Annotated in this window: 15 protein-coding genes; 9 read left to right on the top strand and 6 right to left on the bottom strand. The window is 36.0% G+C overall.

Going from position 1 to position 16,555, the window contains the following annotated elements; translation table 11 throughout:
* Positions 1-5: 5 nt before the first annotated feature.
* Positions 6-1,349, bottom strand: coding sequence for a hypothetical protein (locus LC418_RS20030; protein ID WP_223560416.1), 1,344 nt, complete (start codon positions 1,347-1,349; stop codon positions 6-8).
* Positions 1,350-1,488: 139 nt separating this feature from the next.
* On the opposite strand from LC418_RS20030, the gene LC418_RS20025 reads away from it, so the two are divergent.
* The 7 genes from LC418_RS20025 to LC418_RS21160 all read left to right on the top strand — a co-directional run bounded on the left by LC418_RS20025 (position 1,489) and on the right by LC418_RS21160 (position 6,759).
* Entirely contained in the window at positions 1,489-1,857 is a 369-nt protein-coding gene (locus tag LC418_RS20025) for a helix-turn-helix domain-containing protein (RefSeq protein WP_223560415.1), read from the top strand.
* Positions 1,858-1,939: 82 nt separating this feature from the next.
* Positions 1,940-2,449: an RNA polymerase sigma factor gene (locus LC418_RS20020; protein ID WP_111960876.1), complete on the top strand. Its 510-nt coding sequence runs from the start codon at positions 1,940-1,942 to the stop codon at positions 2,447-2,449.
* Complete coding sequence (locus LC418_RS20015; RefSeq protein ID WP_223560414.1) at positions 2,424-3,098, top strand: hypothetical protein; 675 nt, start codon at positions 2,424-2,426, stop codon at positions 3,096-3,098. Before LC418_RS20020 ends, LC418_RS20015 begins: the two co-directional genes overlap by 26 nt.
* A gap of 65 nt (positions 3,099-3,163) precedes the next feature.
* On the top strand, positions 3,164-4,444 hold the full coding sequence (locus LC418_RS20010) for a DUF4252 domain-containing protein (protein ID WP_111960875.1): 1,281 nt from the start codon (positions 3,164-3,166) through the stop codon (positions 4,442-4,444).
* A gap of 12 nt (positions 4,445-4,456) precedes the next feature.
* Complete coding sequence (locus LC418_RS20005) at positions 4,457-4,957, top strand: DUF4252 domain-containing protein (protein WP_223560413.1); 501 nt, start codon at positions 4,457-4,459, stop codon at positions 4,955-4,957.
* Positions 4,958-5,151: 194 nt separating this feature from the next.
* Positions 5,152-6,612: an IMP dehydrogenase gene (gene guaB, locus LC418_RS20000; protein ID WP_111960872.1), complete on the top strand. Its 1,461-nt coding sequence runs from the start codon at positions 5,152-5,154 to the stop codon at positions 6,610-6,612.
* 6 nt (positions 6,613-6,618) lie between these two features.
* Positions 6,619-6,759: a T9SS type A sorting domain-containing protein gene (locus LC418_RS21160; protein WP_420837291.1), complete on the top strand. Its 141-nt coding sequence runs from the start codon at positions 6,619-6,621 to the stop codon at positions 6,757-6,759.
* Between the two features lie 61 nt (positions 6,760-6,820).
* Here LC418_RS21160 and LC418_RS19990 read toward each other — a convergent pair whose 3' ends face one another.
* The 5 genes from LC418_RS19990 to LC418_RS19970 form a co-directional block, all read right to left on the bottom strand.
* Complete coding sequence (locus LC418_RS19990; RefSeq protein ID WP_223560412.1) at positions 6,821-7,018, bottom strand: KTSC domain-containing protein; 198 nt, start codon at positions 7,016-7,018, stop codon at positions 6,821-6,823.
* Positions 7,019-7,113: 95 nt separating this feature from the next.
* On the bottom strand, positions 7,114-7,797 hold the full coding sequence (locus LC418_RS19985; RefSeq protein WP_223560411.1) for a T9SS type A sorting domain-containing protein: 684 nt from the start codon (positions 7,795-7,797) through the stop codon (positions 7,114-7,116).
* A 6-nt stretch (positions 7,798-7,803) separates the two neighbouring features.
* The gene (locus LC418_RS19980) at positions 7,804-8,394 is read right to left on the bottom strand and encodes a phage tail protein (RefSeq protein ID WP_223560410.1); all 591 of its coding nucleotides are present in this window, start codon (positions 8,392-8,394) and stop codon (positions 7,804-7,806) included.
* A gap of 131 nt (positions 8,395-8,525) precedes the next feature.
* Positions 8,526-10,388: an AAA family ATPase gene (locus LC418_RS19975; RefSeq protein ID WP_223560409.1), complete on the bottom strand. Its 1,863-nt coding sequence runs from the start codon at positions 10,386-10,388 to the stop codon at positions 8,526-8,528.
* A gap of 14 nt (positions 10,389-10,402) precedes the next feature.
* On the bottom strand, positions 10,403-11,473 hold the full coding sequence (locus LC418_RS19970) for a DUF4407 domain-containing protein (RefSeq protein ID WP_223560408.1): 1,071 nt from the start codon (positions 11,471-11,473) through the stop codon (positions 10,403-10,405).
* A 341-nt stretch (positions 11,474-11,814) separates the two neighbouring features.
* On the opposite strand from LC418_RS19970, the gene LC418_RS19965 reads away from it, so the two are divergent.
* Together LC418_RS19965 and LC418_RS19960 are read left to right on the top strand one after the other, a co-directional pair.
* Complete coding sequence (locus LC418_RS19965; protein WP_223560407.1) at positions 11,815-13,368, top strand: T9SS type A sorting domain-containing protein; 1,554 nt, start codon at positions 11,815-11,817, stop codon at positions 13,366-13,368.
* Positions 13,346-16,552 carry a hypothetical protein gene (locus LC418_RS19960; RefSeq protein WP_223560406.1) on the top strand — a complete coding sequence of 1,069 codons (3,207 nt, stop codon included), beginning with the start codon at positions 13,346-13,348 and terminating at the stop codon, positions 16,550-16,552. Before LC418_RS19965 ends, LC418_RS19960 begins: the two co-directional genes overlap by 23 nt.
* Positions 16,553-16,555: the final 3 nt, after the last annotated feature.

Here is a 16,555-nt window from a genome sequence, read left to right as displayed (position 1 = left end):
TTATTCTAAGGACAATTTGATTCGTTTAAAGTTCCATTAGTATTAAGACCAAGTTTTGTATTTCCAGCATCTGTGGTTCTAAATAATACAAGTCCGGTCATATTCATTTTAGTTTCCATAAAGTTTAAAAATTGTTTTTCTAATTTTTGCATATCATAGGTTACATTACCACTTACATTAGCTACACTTCTTGCTTCATTTAACTTTTTTGCATATAAATCATTTAAATCATCATATTGCTGTTGCGTATAATTAGGGAAAGCAGTTGCAGATGATCCGTCAAAATTAAATGAATAATTTCCATTGCTTGTTACTACAGTAAGAGTAAGATTATTTAATGGGATTTTAGGAGTATTTGTTGCTACGGCATTCCAGCCTTGTGCCCAAACAATCCATTGATTAAATAAAATGATATCTCCTGGTGAAAACATCGGGTATAATGTATCGTAATGAGAATGCATTAAAGTAGTGGTATTTGAAAATATTTTCATATCTACCTGGCTGGTTCCGGGTTTGTTTTGAAGCATTTGATTTTGTAATGACCCATCAGGATTAATGCCAATTCTATACCCACTTTCATATCCATTTCCTGTTTTTCCTTCCAGGTCTATAATATTATTTTTGAAAGTAGGATTGATTGTTATTACTTTCAATTTCGAACAAGGATCCTGTTCTTCGGGCGGATCAGGATATTCATACCCATTATTTCCATCTCCACCACCATCCATTCCAATAGGATCAAATGTCTTTGGCGGGATACCTCCACCTCCCTGGAATTCACAATTGGTAACTGATTTTACATAAGGGACACAATTCGGCTCATTATCGGAACATCCTATTGATAACCACCTTGTAGTACATACAAAAGCAGACACTTTAGATGATATACTTTCATTTGTATTGATTACTTCATCATATTTAGTGACATTAGAATAGACGGCAAGATTAAAAAATTCAATCAGGTCCTTATTATCTTTTTCGTAAAAAAACACTTTATCTCCTGTTCGCACCGCCTCCATTAAAAGTACAACCTTATTGTCTTTAATAATAGGAACTAATGCATATGTTTCATTAAAATTACCAAAAGTCATGGCATAATCCCAATTCATTTCACCATATTGAGTCCTTACATGTTCTAGGTTGGCATGCTTCAGGAAAACCTGCTGTACTTTGTCTATATAGACCTCGTCTTCCTTCCATAAGCTCTGGGAAGCATATTTGGCAGCACTAAGATTTTCAGTAGATACGACAGGGCTTTCCTGTGGAAATAGATCTTCGCTGCGGCAGGACCATAGAAGAGCCATAAAGGCTGTCAGAAAAAGCAACCTGAGAATAATTTTTTTCCCCATTTTTCATTTGTTTTTTAGGTTATTAAATATAATTCTTTTTTATAACTCTACAAATGTGTGAAAAACAATTGGAGAAAATGCAGTCAAAAATTACTGATATCCGTATTATTTTTCTAAAAGAAAAAAATATGTAATTTTGATGAAAATACTTTGTGCTATGACTTTAGGTGAAAAGCTGAAAAAAGCGAGGATCAACAAAAACTTTACACAGGAATATCTTGCGGAAGTTCTACGTGTATCTCAGAAAACATATTCTAATTTTGAGAATGATAAAAGCAAACCTGGCTTTTCGCAGGTAGAAGAAATTGCAAAAATCCTGGATGTAAGTGTTTTAGATTTTTTAAGTGGGGACAGTATTACTGTAAATCAAAATAATAATGATGTTGCAATAGCACAGAATTATGCAACAATTAATGCTTCTGAAAAATTAATAGAACAGTATGAACAAAGACTAAAAGATAAAGACACAGAGATTGCTTATCTCCGAAAACTTATCGATAAAAATTAAAACTTCAAAATTTTGAAGTTTTTTTTATTTATGATGTAATAGAATTAAGATTTTAATTGTCTTACTAATAGAAACAAAACTCATGACCCAAGAAACTTTCAAGAATACGGTGTTTATTCTCAAAGACGAGATGTATCGTTTTGCGAAAAGATTCGTTATGAGCAGTGATGAGGCAGAAGATGTGGTGCAGGATCTGATGATTAAATTCTGGCAGAAGAAAGAAGAGCTGGAGAAGTTTGGAAATTTAAAATCCTATGCTTTGAAATCTGTCCGGAATGAATGTCTGAATCGGCTGAAGCACCATGATGTGAAGTTGGGATTTGCAGATTTGCAGCTTCACCGCTCAGAATTGTACAGCATGGACATCAATAATCTGAAGGAGCATATTATAGGTTTTATCAACCAGCTCCCGGAAAAGCAGAAAATGGTGATCCATCTGAAAGATGTAGAAGAATATGAGGTCTCGGAAATTTCCGAAATGCTGGAAATGGAAGAAAACGCAGTAAGAGTAAACCTGATGCGGGCGAGACAAAAAGTAAAAGAACAAATATCACAACTGATGAGCTATGAACAAAGATCAATTTCAGAATAAATACGATGAGATCTTCCACGATATAAAGGAAGAAAAGATGGACTGGAGTTTTGAAGATTTTCTTCAGAAAGCAGAAGGTGGGGCTGAAGGCTCCGAAACGAACGAGGCGCCCATCATTCCGCTCCAAAAAAATAAGCCTTCATTTCCGAAATGGTTTTGGATGGCAGCAGGATTAGTGCTTCTTTTCAGTGTTGGTTTTTTCTTTAATGATTACCGTACAGGAGTTATGGAAAGAGAAAAGCTGGTTAAAGATGAGGTTTTGAAGCAGAAATCAAAATTTATTGAAGAGAATAATGACCATCAGGAACAGGTAGCGGTTAACCATACCGATTCCATTTCCGGAACGAGAAAAGATTCTATCTTCCAGGAAAATTCAGTAGCGGAAAAGGATGTGCTGGATGAGATATTGCCAAAAAGAGGAAGATTGAAAAAAGAAACAAAACCGAAGTTTGTCAGTAACTCTTCATTCAAAAATAATAAAGCTTTAAAAGATTCTACCGGATATAAGGATTCTTATGTCATAGTTAACGGTAAAAGGATCGATAATGTAGATGAAGCTATCAATGTAACTAAATATTCATTCCAGATATTTGCCAATAACGTTAGTGAAAAGTTAGCTCAGCCTACAGTAGTAGACGACGATTATTAACAACAACAATAGATTATGCTCTGATCAGGTAACAATAATCAGCTTAAGAAAATAAAAATTGACTCATGAAAAAAATATTTATAGTATTCGCACTCGCTTTTTCCCATTTCTTTACAGTGTATGGGCAACGGGATAAGTTCGACATGCTTTTTGACAGGTACCAGGAGGTAGAAGGAGTAACCTCTATTAAAATTGCAAAGCCAATGTTCAGTATGTTGAGCAGCCTTGATATTGATGATTCCCAGCTGGATCAGATCAAGCCTCTGCTTTCGAAAATTAACGGATTGAAAATCCTTATTACAGAAAATCCGGAAAATATTAATACAACAGAAGGACGCAAAGTTCAGGATAATCTTTCCAGGCTCAGCAAAGATGTTTCTATGTATTTAAAAAACCTTAATTACAATGAGATCATGTCTGTCAATAATTCCGGATCAAAGATAAAATTTCTTTCTTCTGATGCAAAAGACGGAATGTTGGATGATCTCCTGCTTAGCATTGATGGAGGAAAAGGCGAAAATATCCTGGTCATGCTGGATGGAAAGCTTTCTATGGATGATGTGAATAAAATCATTAATTCCAGCGAAACCAAGACTAATACCAAGACCAATACAAGGAACAGTCTTACCTCTGAAAACAATTCCTCTTATCTTAACGGGGAAGCAAGAAATGTAGGCGAGTTCTCAGGAATTCAGGTAAGTGACGGAGTGAATGTGGTTTTCAAACAGGAAAGTCCTGCCAACGTAAAGGTAATCGCTGATTCTGATAAACTTCAGTATATCATTACAAAAGTGGAAAATGGAGTTTTGAAAGTCTACGTAGACAATAAGGGAACAAAGAATTTAAAGTTTAAAAACTTAAGCGTTAACATTTCCTCTCCAAGAATGGACAATATTAAAGCTTCTTCAGGAGCTAACTTTAATGTAGTGAACTCCTTAAAAGAAAATAACCTGGTTATTGATGCATCATCCGGAGCTAATGTGAAAGGAGACTTTAAGGTCTCTAACACACTGGATGTTGGAACTTCATCAGGAGCAGTGATAAGAGCAGGAATTACGGCGGGAACTATCATGATAAAAGCATCAAGCGGGTCCAATACAGCCTTTGAAGGAAAAGCAGATTCCGGAATAATAGATATCAGCAGCGGTGCTCTTTGTAAAGCTGACGATCTGAGGCTGGGTAACCTTGAAGTGGAGGCTACATCCGGGGCAAACCTTTCGGTAAATGTTTCCACAAAACTGAAAGTAAAAGCTTCTTCAGGAGGAATGGTGAAATATAGAGGAAGACCTGAAATAGAATCCAATATCAGTAAAATGTCCGGAGGTAATCTGAAACCTATCGATTAAAAAATGATAACCATGAAAACTTTAAAAAACATTTTTTTAGGAATCCTTACATTACTTACGCTTCAGTCATGTATTGTTTCAGGAAAACCTAATATGGACTTCTTTAAGCAGTCCGGGTATGATTTTAAAGGAGCAAGATTTGCCAGCTTCAATGTACCTGTATTTATGGCAAAACCTTTTATCAAGAAAGCTTTGAGAGAAGATGGTGAAAGTGAAGAAGTCATTGCTCTGGTTAAAAAGGTCTCAAAAATAAAAGTCATGACCGTAGATAACGGGAGTAAAGAAATGCTGAACGAATATTCCAGGTATCTGAATGACAATAACTTTGAAGAATGGGCAACCATAAAGCATAACGGTGAAAATGTCAATGTAAGGGTAAAGCAGAATGGGGAAACCATTAAAAATATGATGATTACTGTCAATTCAGATAAAGAACTGGTTTTCGTGGATGTGAAGGGAAACTTTACAGCAGATGATATTTCAAACGTAATTAATGCCGCTACAGATAAGTAACCACTGTTCATAAGTACGCATCATTAAAGATATAACAAGTAGTTTCATACTATACTAATTATTTTGTACAGAAAGGCCGTTCTTAATAAGAGCGGTTTTTTCATTTAAGTTATTGATTATTAAATTTTATTTAAACTATTGAAAAGGATTTTCATATCTCGTCAAAATAACCTAATTTTGCAAAGAAAGTAAAGATGTCTATTCATAACAAAATTGTAGAGACAGCCATCACTTTCGATGACGTTCTTCTAGTCCCTTCTTATTCAGAAGTTTTACCTAACCAGGTATCATTAAAATCAAGACTTACCGACAAAATTACGCTGAATGTTCCGATAGTTTCTGCTGCGATGGACACAGTTACTGAAGGAGATCTGGCTATTGCTCTGGCAAGAGTCGGAGGTTTGGGTTTTATCCATAAAAACATGACGATCGCTGAGCAGGCTGCACAGGTGAACCGTGTAAAACGTTCAGAAAACGGAATGATTTCTGACCCTGTTACCCTTTCTAAAGATCACACCTTGGCTGAAGCTAAGGAAACTATGGCCAAATATAAAATTTCTGGCCTTCCTGTAGTGGATGCAGATAATGTACTGATAGGAATCATTACCAACAGGGATGTAAAATATCAGGAAAATCTTGATATGAAGGTTGAAGAGATTATGACCAAGGAAAATCTGATCACTTCTGATAAAAATACCAACCTTGAGCAGGCTAAAGAAATTCTTCTTAAAAGCAGAGTTGAAAAGCTTCCGATCGTGGATAAAGACAATAAGCTGGTGGGATTAATTACCATTAAAGATATTGATAACCAGTTGGAATATCCGAATTCCAATAAAGATCACAAAGGGCGTCTTATCGTAGGAGCAGGTGTTGGCGTTGGAGAAGACACGATGGACAGAATTGCAGCATTAGTAAATGCTGGTGTTGATATCGTGGCTATTGACTCTGCACACGGACACTCCAAAGGAGTTTTGGATAAAATCTCAGAAATCAGAAAAGCATATCCGGATTTAGATATCGTAGGAGGAAATATTGTAACTGCTGAAGCAGCAAAAGACCTTATTGAAGCTGGAGCTAACGTTCTTAAAGTTGGAGTTGGACCTGGCTCTATCTGTACAACGAGAGTGGTTGCCGGTGTTGGGGTTCCCCAGTTATCTGCGATCTACAATGTATACGAATATGCAGCTTCCAAAAACGTAACAGTAATTGCCGATGGAGGGATCAAGCTTTCCGGAGATATTGTAAAAGCGATCGCAAGTGGGGCAGGAGCAGTAATGCTTGGTTCCCTTTTAGCCGGAACTGATGAGGCTCCGGGAGAAGAAATTATTTTCCAGGGAAGAAAATTCAAATCTTACCAGGGAATGGGAAGTCTTTCCGCTATGAAGAGAGGAGGAAAAGAAAGATATTTCCAGAGTGAGGCTAAAAAGTTCGTTCCAGAAGGAATTGAAGGAAGAGTACCACACAAAGGAAAGTTAGAAGATGTGATCTTCCAGCTGACCGGAGGTTTAAGAGCGGGTATGGGATACTGCGGGGCTAAAGATATTGAAGCTTTACAGAAAGATACCAAGATGGTTATGATCACTGGAAGTGGTTTGAAGGAATCTCATCCACATGATGTAATTATTACTCAGGAAGCTCCGAATTATTCTTTTTAAAGATATATTATAAAACTGGCTGTACATAATTTGTACGGCCAATTTTATTTAAAACCTACAAATAACCAACAGCTTGAAAAAGGAGTTTATATGGTTCAGATTTCCAATGGGAAAGATAGCAAAACTTCTAAACTGATCATTAAATAAAAGTTGGTCATACAAAATATAAATGCCTCCGGTACTGGAGGCATTTTTTATTATGATTGGTTCAGTTGATTTTAATATATTTAAATCTTCGCTTGATAACATTATTCATGAATCTTCCCTTCGATTGGGCTTCTCTGAATTTTTCAGATATAGATACCGGAACCTTAAGGTAATCATAAACAGCCCCGGACTGATATACAATTCTTAATATTTCAGTCTCAGGAAAATACGTATAGCTGTTGACAACACTTGAAGGCATGGAATATAACCTGCAAAAAATATTCCCAAAAATAGCCCTCAGAAATTCCGAAGGCTATATCAATAATCAAGTAATGCTATAAGACATTATAGGTTTTATTTTTTCACGAATTTAAATTCATGAGCTTCAAAATTTTTAGTAGTAATTTTTAAAAGATATACTCCTGCAGAAAGATGAGATACATCAATTTTCTGATCAAACGGTTCAGACCTTACCAGCTGCCCATCTAAGTTATAGATTTGTGTCGTCTGCCCGGTATCAATTCCCGAAATACGGATAACATCTGAAACTGGGTTTGGAAAAATCTGAATTTTAGATTTTATGACCTCCGATGTTCCCAATGGTGAGCTGTGTACATCCCCTGTCATTGTGGAATTGGTGCCGGTAAGATTTCCTCCGCATTGCCCACTCGTTACGGCTGAATTTTCCACCCAGGTTCCAAACGTATTGCTTGGTGGATTCATACTGGCGTTATTTCCTGTTGAATTGTAATAAATAAGCGAAGGAGCAGTAAAGGTTCCGTTTCCTTCATCAGCGAGAAATTCCCACCTGGTAAGGGCATTGTTCCATTGAATTTTAAATTCGCAGGTCCCCAAACCACCACATGGCTGGCCATCAACCGGTGTTGTAATGTAAATATTTTTGTTGAATGCATCAACTCCGGTTTTCGTGAATATAAAATTCTGGTTGTCAAATAGGTTATGACACCCATTGAAAGTAATGGTCTGTGCGGCCATCGTACTTCCAAGAGCTATTGCTAATAAGTATAGAATTTTCATAACTTATTAATTAAAAGATGGATAAATACCCTGTAAAGCTATGATACATCTCATTGTAACAAAGGGAGGTCTGTTTTCATGGGGTTGAGATCCTCCGGCTGGATTCACCATGGTAGCCTTCATTGTTGTATTTGCATTGGCGTCTGAATATTCCTTGTCTAAAAGTTTAGTATCTGCAGGGATATTCCCTGTAGGTGTGTTTTGATTTCCTTCAGCTGTTACAGCATTTATGGTATGACTATGAATAGGCATCTGTTGCTGCGTCAGTGTAACAGTTTCACTGCCGCCAATTTCGCCTATTAAATAATTCTGCGAAATGCCTGGTCCCTGTCCCTGGGAAACTAAAACTCTTCCTCTCATATCAGGCAGCGCAAAATTAGTTGTTCCGTTTCCTCCATAAGTGGTTCCCAATAAGGAGAAAAGAGCCTGGTTTTGAGCTATAGGCAGGAGTTGCCCATTGCAGTCTGCCCATCCGTTTGGTGCTCTGTTGTAGGGTACAAAAGCAATCTGTCCAAGGAAAGGTTCATACTGTGCTTTTAAAGTAGAAATGAATGCAACGCTTATGAACAGCGTGAGTGCTAAAATTGAGTTTTTCATGATGGATTAGTTTAGTAGAGTAAAATTATAAAATATTCGGATAAAATAATTATATATAGAAAAAACCTCTCAGAATTGACTGAAAGGTAAGATGTTATTAATTTTAATTTCTATTTTTCTGGATTTTTTCTCTACTGGCCGAGCATCTTATGATACGTTGCAATATGCAGATGTCCTTCTTCTTTAATGCTCACCTCAAGTGTATGTTTTTTTGCGGTCAGGTAGATTTCTTTAGGCAGCATACTGCCTTTTTTGCTGAGTTCAATGCTCATATCTTTCAAAAGATCTAAATGAAGAAGCAGATCTTCCCTCGTTTTTACAGCGAGATCCTGCATCAGCCTTTCAATTTTTTTATCTGTAATATCATGCTGCATACGATGCGGATAATCCTCCAGGCTGTATGTTGCCTGATATTCTTCATCAAATCCGTATTTTCTGATATAATCGGTGGCAAGTATGGTAGCCTGCTCCCTGTCGTGGCTTCTTCCTATGCTTGCATTATTTTCTCCAAAAATGATTTCTTCAGCAATACCACCGGCCAGATAAATTTTAATCCTGTCAAGCAGGCTCTCCTTTGTATCATGGATCTGGTGCGGAAAGGTAAATCCTGCAGCATAACTGCTGGCTACTTTGCTTTTCAGCTGTAAAGGGGCAAAACCTGTATAAAGCATATAACATACTGCATGGCCACATTCATGAACACTGATATTGGCTACTGCATCCTGCTGGCTGGATTGCCGTATACTGTCGATTCTTCCGGTATAAGGAATTTCAATGATACGTTTTCCTACTTTCCCGGTGATTGTTTTCTGCTTCACCAGATAATCAATTTCAATGGTTTTGTCATCATTAATGATGGCTTCAAATAGAAATTTGCTGAGGTTTGTATCAAGGATATCAACTACACTGCTGAATACCGGGCGCACACCCTGTACAGGAAAGACTCCGTTTCTATAGATCAGCTCATTGATGCTTTTGCTGATTTTTAAGCTGATCCCAAATTTTGTTTTTGTCTTAGTTTTAAGATTGTTTATTTCCCTTTGGATAAGTTGCTGAAAATCTTCGGTCTTTAATGAAAAATAGATCAAATGGATATTTCCAAATCGTGCTACCTGCTCCGGGCGGAATTTTCTTGACAAAGCATTTTTTATATCAACAACGGTTATTTTCTTTGTGAATGCATGATATATATTCGCATCTATATCCGCTTCGCTGGTTTCACGGGACATCTGAAAAGCTTCATCCAGGTTTCCGCTGATAATGATCAGCATTTTGCTGTAATCTACCGGCTCATAGATTTTTTTCTCTTTCTGCTTCTTCAGAATCAGCTTGATCATATCTTCCTCTTTCATATCGATGATGCTCATCACATCATCTTCCATGCTGAGGTACTTTTTCAGTTCCTTGGCGTCCCAAAGATTCAGATAAGGATTTTCGTCCATTTCCGTTTCGCCGTTCATCTTTCGCCGTTCATTTTCTTTTTTACGCAAAAGATAGGAGAACAGATAATGTTCAAGATCATCCCGTTCTCTTTTGCTTAGCCTTCCATCACTTAAAAGCTCCCAAAAATCGGTAAACTTTGTCTGTGGTACTGGAGTGCCGTCGGGATCGATTGTATTAAAACGCTGGATCTCATCAAAAAGAACGATGCTCGGTTTTTCATCACTGAGGCGGTTACTCTGGAAAATATCGGATACACTTTTACTCCATGAAGTTTCATCGCTGTTGCTGAGCTCTATTTCTACAAAACGATTTTGAAATTCCAGGAACCGGACGGTTTTTCTTACAAGATCTGTCTTTCCTACACCTGTCATTCCCCACAGATTAATCACTACGGGACGGGTTAAGATTTCGGGCATCAGATACCAGATCTGGATGTATTCCATTAAATCATCAATAATCTTATCAATTCCGATGAATTCTTTTTTCAGGAATGCTTTACAGTCGTCCAGCTTTTTCTTTTTCTTCTGGATCTCTTCTTTATCAATAATCATGCGTGAAAAATACGCTATTTTTTTAAATTATCCTTAAAATCATCAATTCTGAAATCAGTCAGGGCATTTCCCTTTTCAATTTTTTCCTTAGAATAGAGCCTGAAATCATTCTCTGTTTTTTCTAACAGATAATCATAAGGTCCGACATGGGAAATTAATTTTACCAGAACCGGAGAGATTTCAAGACATATGAAAAGCCCCATGATAAAAGCGGCCGCCAAACCTATAATTGCTGAGTTTTTGCCCAATTCATCCAAAGCCTGGAGTCTTGCAGCAAAACCATTGAATTTATCCTCAAAGGTTTCCGAAGATTTCCTTTCTGTTTCCAGGTTCGTATAAACTTTAGAGATCTCTTTATCTAAATATTCGACTCTGGGGGCATTCTGCTTCTGGAAATTTTCCAGATCCTGACGACGCTGTTCCTTCAATTCCTGCTTACGTTTTGCGTTAGGACCATAACCTTCTTTTCCACTCGTAAGCCCGGACTGTTTTCCAAGGATTTCTTTTTCAAGCTCTACAGCTGCCGAATCATAAGCTTTCTGATATTGTACGGCTTTTTCTGCAATCTGTTTTTTTTCAGTTTCAAAAGGGCTGCTCTGTTTCAGGATTCTGCCGCTCATTTCACCCTCAAGCTGTTTTTTATTTCTTTGAATGATGGTATTGAGTTGTTTGTTAACCTCTTTTTCAAAAATTTTAAGCTCCAGAGGCTTAGAAATAATAATTCCTAAAAATGTTGCCAGCACAAGACGGGGAATAGCCATTAAAATCTGATTTCCCCATGTTCCTGTTTTTTTGATGGAGGAAACAATATAACGGTCCAGGTTGAAGATCATTAATCCCCACAGAATTCCGAAACCCACTGAAGTCCATATATTGTCAAATACAGTATACATGGCATAACCTGCAGATAAAGTGGCAAAAACGGCAGTGAATAATACAATTCCTCCAATTCCTGAAAATTTATTCCATTCACTCGGAGTCTTTCTTAAAATATGAATGTTTCCTCCGGAGCATACCATCAGAAACTTCTGGAACCAGTTTATTTTATGATTCGCTTGATTTATAGTTTGTTGGTTTGTTTTCATTAGTGAAAATTTATACAAATGTAGCACTAAAAATCATACCAATGTAAAAGATAGTATTATGTTTTGCCAAGTAATTAAACATTTTGATTTAATTGATTGATTTACATTATACTAATTGTTGCCAAATAAGAACGTTCAATAATCAATTTAAAATATTATATCTATGATTTTAATACGCCACGTTCTGTCGTTTTGCCCAGATATCTTTGCCTAATACAATCAGCAAAGTGATAAAAAAACACTTTAAAGTGAAGAAATTATATTAAATCACATTAACATGACTTGATTGTGTTAAAAAACGTTAAATTTGCAAAATTATACGGACTAATATACATAAATAGATGAGAAAGCTCTACATAAGTGCATTTACGATGTGCACAATCCTGGGTCTGTCGGCCCAGGAAATATTATGGCAGAAAGACATCAAATCCTCTACACAGGATTTTCTAAGCCAGGTGACCACAACAATAGATCAGCAGTATCTGATCACGGGAAGCTCAATTCAATCCAACCCTTCAATAGGCTCAGGGACCTCAAACCAGAAACAAAATAACGGCTACGATTTTCATGCGATAAAACTGAACCAGCAAGGTCAAGAGGTCTGGGAAAAGTTCTTTGCCGGAAACAACCATGATTATTTATCTGCAACCGTTGCTACACAAGATGGTGGATTTTTGATTTCTGGTACCTCATATTCAGGAAAGGGTCTGGATAAAAAAGAAGATTCCAAAGGTGGATCTGATATTTGGCTGATCAGATTGAATGAATTTGGAGACGAATTGTGGCAGAAAACTTTAGGATCAGCATCCGATGAAGAAGCAAGGTCAGTCATTCAGACTATTGATTTAGGATTCTTTGTAGCCGGTAACGTTCAGAATTCAGCTAAGGGTTATGGTTCAAAAGATGTTTTGATTGTAAAACTCGATAAGGATGGAAAAGGACTCTCTCAGTCAGTTTTAGGAGGAAAAGGTTTAGATGAAGTAGAGAAAATGATTCCAACGAAAGACGGCGGAGCTTTGCTAGGCATCTATTCCAGAAGTACTATAGGCGGATCAAAGAAAACCGAAAATTTTGGTGAAGGAGATTACTGGGTGATCAAGCTTGATAAAACAGGAAAAACAGAATGGGAAAAGAGTTTTGGGGGCAAAGCAGATGACCATTTAAGAACCTTAGCATTGACCTCTTCAGGATATTTAATCGGCGGTGAATCCAGATCCGAGAGATCAGAAAACAAAACCGCAGGTATAGAAGAAGGAACAGATTTATGGCTGATCTCCTTAAACGAAAGAGGCGAAGATATCTGGCAGAAATCCTACAATTTTGGGAACAGAGATATCCTGATGGGAGCAAGTGTGCTTCATTCAGCAGATGATAAGTCTTCAAAAGGAATTCTTTTGGGAGGCTATACCCAGGCAGAAGGAAAAATTGAGACTGATGATGAAACCTTTTGGATGCTTTATCTCAGTGCAGATGGCAATGAGCAATGGAGAAAACACGTAAAAGGAGAATCCAGGAAACGTGAGGAAAGATTGTCTGATATTAAACTCAACAGGGATGGCTCCATTATCCTAGCTGGAACCAGTGCAGAAGAGCTTGGAAAAGAGAATTGGAAGATCGTAAAGTTAGGAGATAAGCAGCTTGATCAGCTTATAGAAAAACAGGACATCAAAATTTATCCTAATCCTGTTTCAGATTATGCTTATGTAGAAATAGGCTTTGACTTTAAAGAAGCTGATATTATGCTGTATGATATGGGCGGAAGACAGCTTCAGAGTTTGAAAACAAAGAATAAGGTTACTAAGATTAATACTCAGAATTTGATACAGGGGGCTTATCTGGTTACCATTAAAACGGATACGAATAAAACGGCAAATGCCAAAATTATTAAGAAATAAACAAATGAAGAAAAAGAAGATTTTAATTTTTATAACTGTAATTAATTCTTTGCTGTACAATGCACAAGCTTCTGCAGCAGGGGGACAAAATCCACTTGATTACGAAAATAATAAAGCTCTAAATTTTGAAAGGGATTTTGGAGTTGACTTATATACTGGTACTGTTAATATTAATATTCCTCTTCAGCAATTGAAGGAAGATAACCTTTCGTTAGATTTAAATTTAAATTATGATGCAACAGGAGTCCTAATAAATAATGTGTCTGGAATAGTAGGACAAAATTGGAATTTGAATGCAGGAGGAAGTATTACGAGGAAAGTTAAGGGAATGTGTTTTGATGAATTAGAGAATGGGGCATCATCAAGCCAACCAGGGCTAGGGACTTTATTGGGGCTCCAGAAGGGCTTTTTCGAAAAACTAGATTTTATCAATCATGATAATTGGAATACGGAATCCAACCTGAAAACTATGATAAACTGGGCATCAGGTGCATCTGGAGGATATTGGAGAATGGATACAGAACCAGATATTTTTTATTTCAATTTTTTTGGCAAAAGCGGATCTTTTTTTATGGGACATGATGGTACTTGGAAAGTATCTTCAAAAGACAATCTAAAGGTTGTTTACAATAAAGATTCTGATATGGTTAATCCTATGGATGGGATTATGAATCAGTCACTTCATACGCCATATTCTGATTACAAAAGAAAATCAATAGGACGACTAACGCTTATAGATGATAAAGGCTTTCAATATATCTTTGGAGATAATGATGTTAAGAGTATGGAAATCCATTTAGGAAGCTATTTTGATACAAATTTTCTATGGCCTTACGTAATGAAATGGAATTTGAAAAAGGTAGTTGATCCAAATGGAAAAATAGTATATAATTTTGAATATAAAACTGGAGAATATTTGTTAACAAATTTATATACAGAAGCAAATTTTGAAACATCTTCTTCTATTGAGGAGCAAAATTCAACTACTGGTTATTCTAACGTTGATCTTACCGATGCAAATTTTTGGAAAAAATATAAAGGGAGTGGTTATTTTTATAAACCCTCTTATTTGAAGAAAATAAATTCATTCACTGGAGCAACAGCTGATTTTACTTATGTAGTAACAGATGCTATACAATATTCAGATTCGGGTAATAATTTATTTACACCTAACGAGATATATAATAGATTTTGGAGGAATTTTGAGGCAGGGAATATATCTACAGATGAAATTCCTAATACAAATGCATATGTACATAAGCATTATTTGTTAAATGAAATCAAAGTTAGCTATGTCAATAAACTAGTGAACATAATAAACTTTGAATATGCTAATGCCAATCCAAGAGTATTTCTATATAAAGTTGCCAAAAATATTGACGAGAAATATACATTTTTATATAATAATCCTAATAGTTTACCAGGCTATTTATCTGAAAAGACAGATATGTGGGGATATTACAATGGCTATAATACTGCTGTTTCTACATCGGGAAGGTATGCATTTTGGGAAAATTTTGAAGCTGATAAGTATTCTACAAGAGGTAGCGTTGCTCCTAAAATTTTATATGGCTCTCTTCAGCAGATTACCTGGCCTACAGGAGGAAGCACAAATTTTGTATTTGAACCCCATTCTTTCCGTCAAAGAATATCAAGTAATTACAGTACACTTACTGGAGCCGTTTTATTACAACCTTTTGCTAACGGGGGTGGTGGTTTAAGAATCAAGAAAATTTACGATGAAAGAAAAGAAAGAGATTTTTTCTATAATAATTCTTTTGATGACATGGATAACAATATTTCTTCAGGAATATTGATGCATGAACCACTATTTTTTACCAGACATAATGTATACAATCTTTTTCCAGATGCATATAATCCTGAGGTTTATAATTCAGGGGGGACATCATCTGCTAATGGAATCAGACCAAAATCAGATTTTTTTAATTCTAATGTGGCCTACAGCACTGCTTTTGAAAAAAATAATGATGGTTATATAAAATACACATTTAGTGATTTTAATGATTATCCAGATTATTATGTTTTAAATGGTTTAAGACCTGTTAATAAGCTTTCTAAAAAAATTGACTTTTCCTTTGAAAGAGGAATGTCGAAAAGCAAAGTATATTTTGATTCCAATCAAAATAAAATCCTCGAAAACAATTACAGTTATAAAAATATATCAAATTTGACATCACGAGGAGTTGATTATGATTTTTTCACAGCCAATTGGCAATATTACGGTTTATCACACCCAATAGATCCAGGGGGCTTTTTTGGAATTCCACAGCCAGGATGTATGGAGTGTAATTCAAAAATGGATCCATATCTTATTTATTACTCAGACAAGGTTTTAGATTCTGAGATTACAACAGAATATTTTAAAGATGGGAGAAAAATAGAATCATTAAAAAAATATTATTATAAAAGTCCTATAGATCCCAGCTATACTCTTATTGATAAAATAGAAGATTATCCTAATAAATTTGATCTTTCCAAGTTTAAGACTGTTAAGTTTCAGTATCCATCAGATATGAATATTTCAAGCCAGCCTTTTTCTGATATGATTGCTAAAAACATGATAGGAATTCCTTTGGCGGTTACAAAATATAATGAAGCTCAACAGCCTATTTCCAGAACTGAAACTATTTTTGGCAAAAACTCAACCACAAATAATTTTATACTTCCAGTTTCAGCTAGAACAATAAAAACAGGTCTCAACGACTACGCAAATGATACAAGTGTGGATACAAAAATGACTTATGATTTATATGATGGACAGGGACATATTTTGCAATATACTGATGCTTCAGGGATTCCGACAACCCTTATTTATGGGTACAATAAATCTCAGCCCATTGCAAAAATCGTAGGCGCTACCTATAATTACGTAAACGCCAATACTAATATTGGATACTTGCAGGACGCTTCAGATGTTGATGTAGATACAGCCTCAGAAAATATCCTGATCTCACTACTGGATGATCTTAGAAAAAATATAGCTTTTAAGGATTATCAGATCACAACTTATACTTATGATCCTTTGATCGGAATAACAAGCCTTACAAATCCTGACGGATTAAGAGAAAGTTATAAGTATGATACTCAGAGCCATAAGCTTGAAAAAGTGATAGATGTTGATGGTAAGGTAATAGAGGAATATAAGTATCATTACAAAAACTAAAAT

Origin of the sequence: Chryseobacterium lathyri (genome assembly GCF_019970085.1) — a bacterium.
Taxonomy (GTDB): domain Bacteria; phylum Bacteroidota; class Bacteroidia; order Flavobacteriales; family Weeksellaceae; genus Chryseobacterium; species Chryseobacterium lathyri.
This window is presented reverse-complemented; position numbering and strand designations above follow the sequence as displayed.

Bases quoted from the DNA above. Each gene is read 5' to 3' on its own strand.
- LC418_RS19985 (WP_223560411.1), bottom strand. From the start codon at position 7,797: ATGAAAATTCTATACTTATTAGCAATAGCTCTTGGAAGTACGATGGCC.
- LC418_RS19960 (WP_223560406.1), top strand. From the start codon at position 13,346: ATGCCAAAATTATTAAGAAATAAACAAATGAAGAAAAAGAAGATTTTA.
- LC418_RS20010 (WP_111960875.1), top strand. From the start codon at position 3,164: ATGAAAAAAATATTTATAGTATTCGCACTCGCTTTTTCCCATTTCTTT.
- LC418_RS20005 (WP_223560413.1), top strand. From the start codon at position 4,457: ATGAAAACTTTAAAAAACATTTTTTTAGGAATCCTTACATTACTTACG.
- LC418_RS19975 (WP_223560409.1), bottom strand. From the start codon at position 10,388: ATGATTATTGATAAAGAAGAGATCCAGAAGAAAAAGAAAAAGCTGGAC.
- LC418_RS19990 (WP_223560412.1), bottom strand. From the start codon at position 7,018: ATGCCTTCAAGTGTTGTCAACAGCTATACGTATTTTCCTGAGACTGAA.
- LC418_RS20020 (WP_111960876.1), top strand. From the start codon at position 1,940: ATGACCCAAGAAACTTTCAAGAATACGGTGTTTATTCTCAAAGACGAG.
- LC418_RS20025 (WP_223560415.1), top strand. From the start codon at position 1,489: ATGAAAATACTTTGTGCTATGACTTTAGGTGAAAAGCTGAAAAAAGCG.
- LC418_RS20015 (WP_223560414.1), top strand. From the start codon at position 2,424: ATGAACAAAGATCAATTTCAGAATAAATACGATGAGATCTTCCACGAT.
- LC418_RS19970 (WP_223560408.1), bottom strand. From the start codon at position 11,473: ATGAAAACAAACCAACAAACTATAAATCAAGCGAATCATAAAATAAAC.
- guaB (WP_111960872.1), top strand. From the start codon at position 5,152: ATGTCTATTCATAACAAAATTGTAGAGACAGCCATCACTTTCGATGAC.
- LC418_RS19980 (WP_223560410.1), bottom strand. From the start codon at position 8,394: ATGAAAAACTCAATTTTAGCACTCACGCTGTTCATAAGCGTTGCATTC.
- LC418_RS19965 (WP_223560407.1), top strand. From the start codon at position 11,815: ATGAGAAAGCTCTACATAAGTGCATTTACGATGTGCACAATCCTGGGT.
- LC418_RS20030 (WP_223560416.1), bottom strand. From the start codon at position 1,349: ATGGGGAAAAAAATTATTCTCAGGTTGCTTTTTCTGACAGCCTTTATG.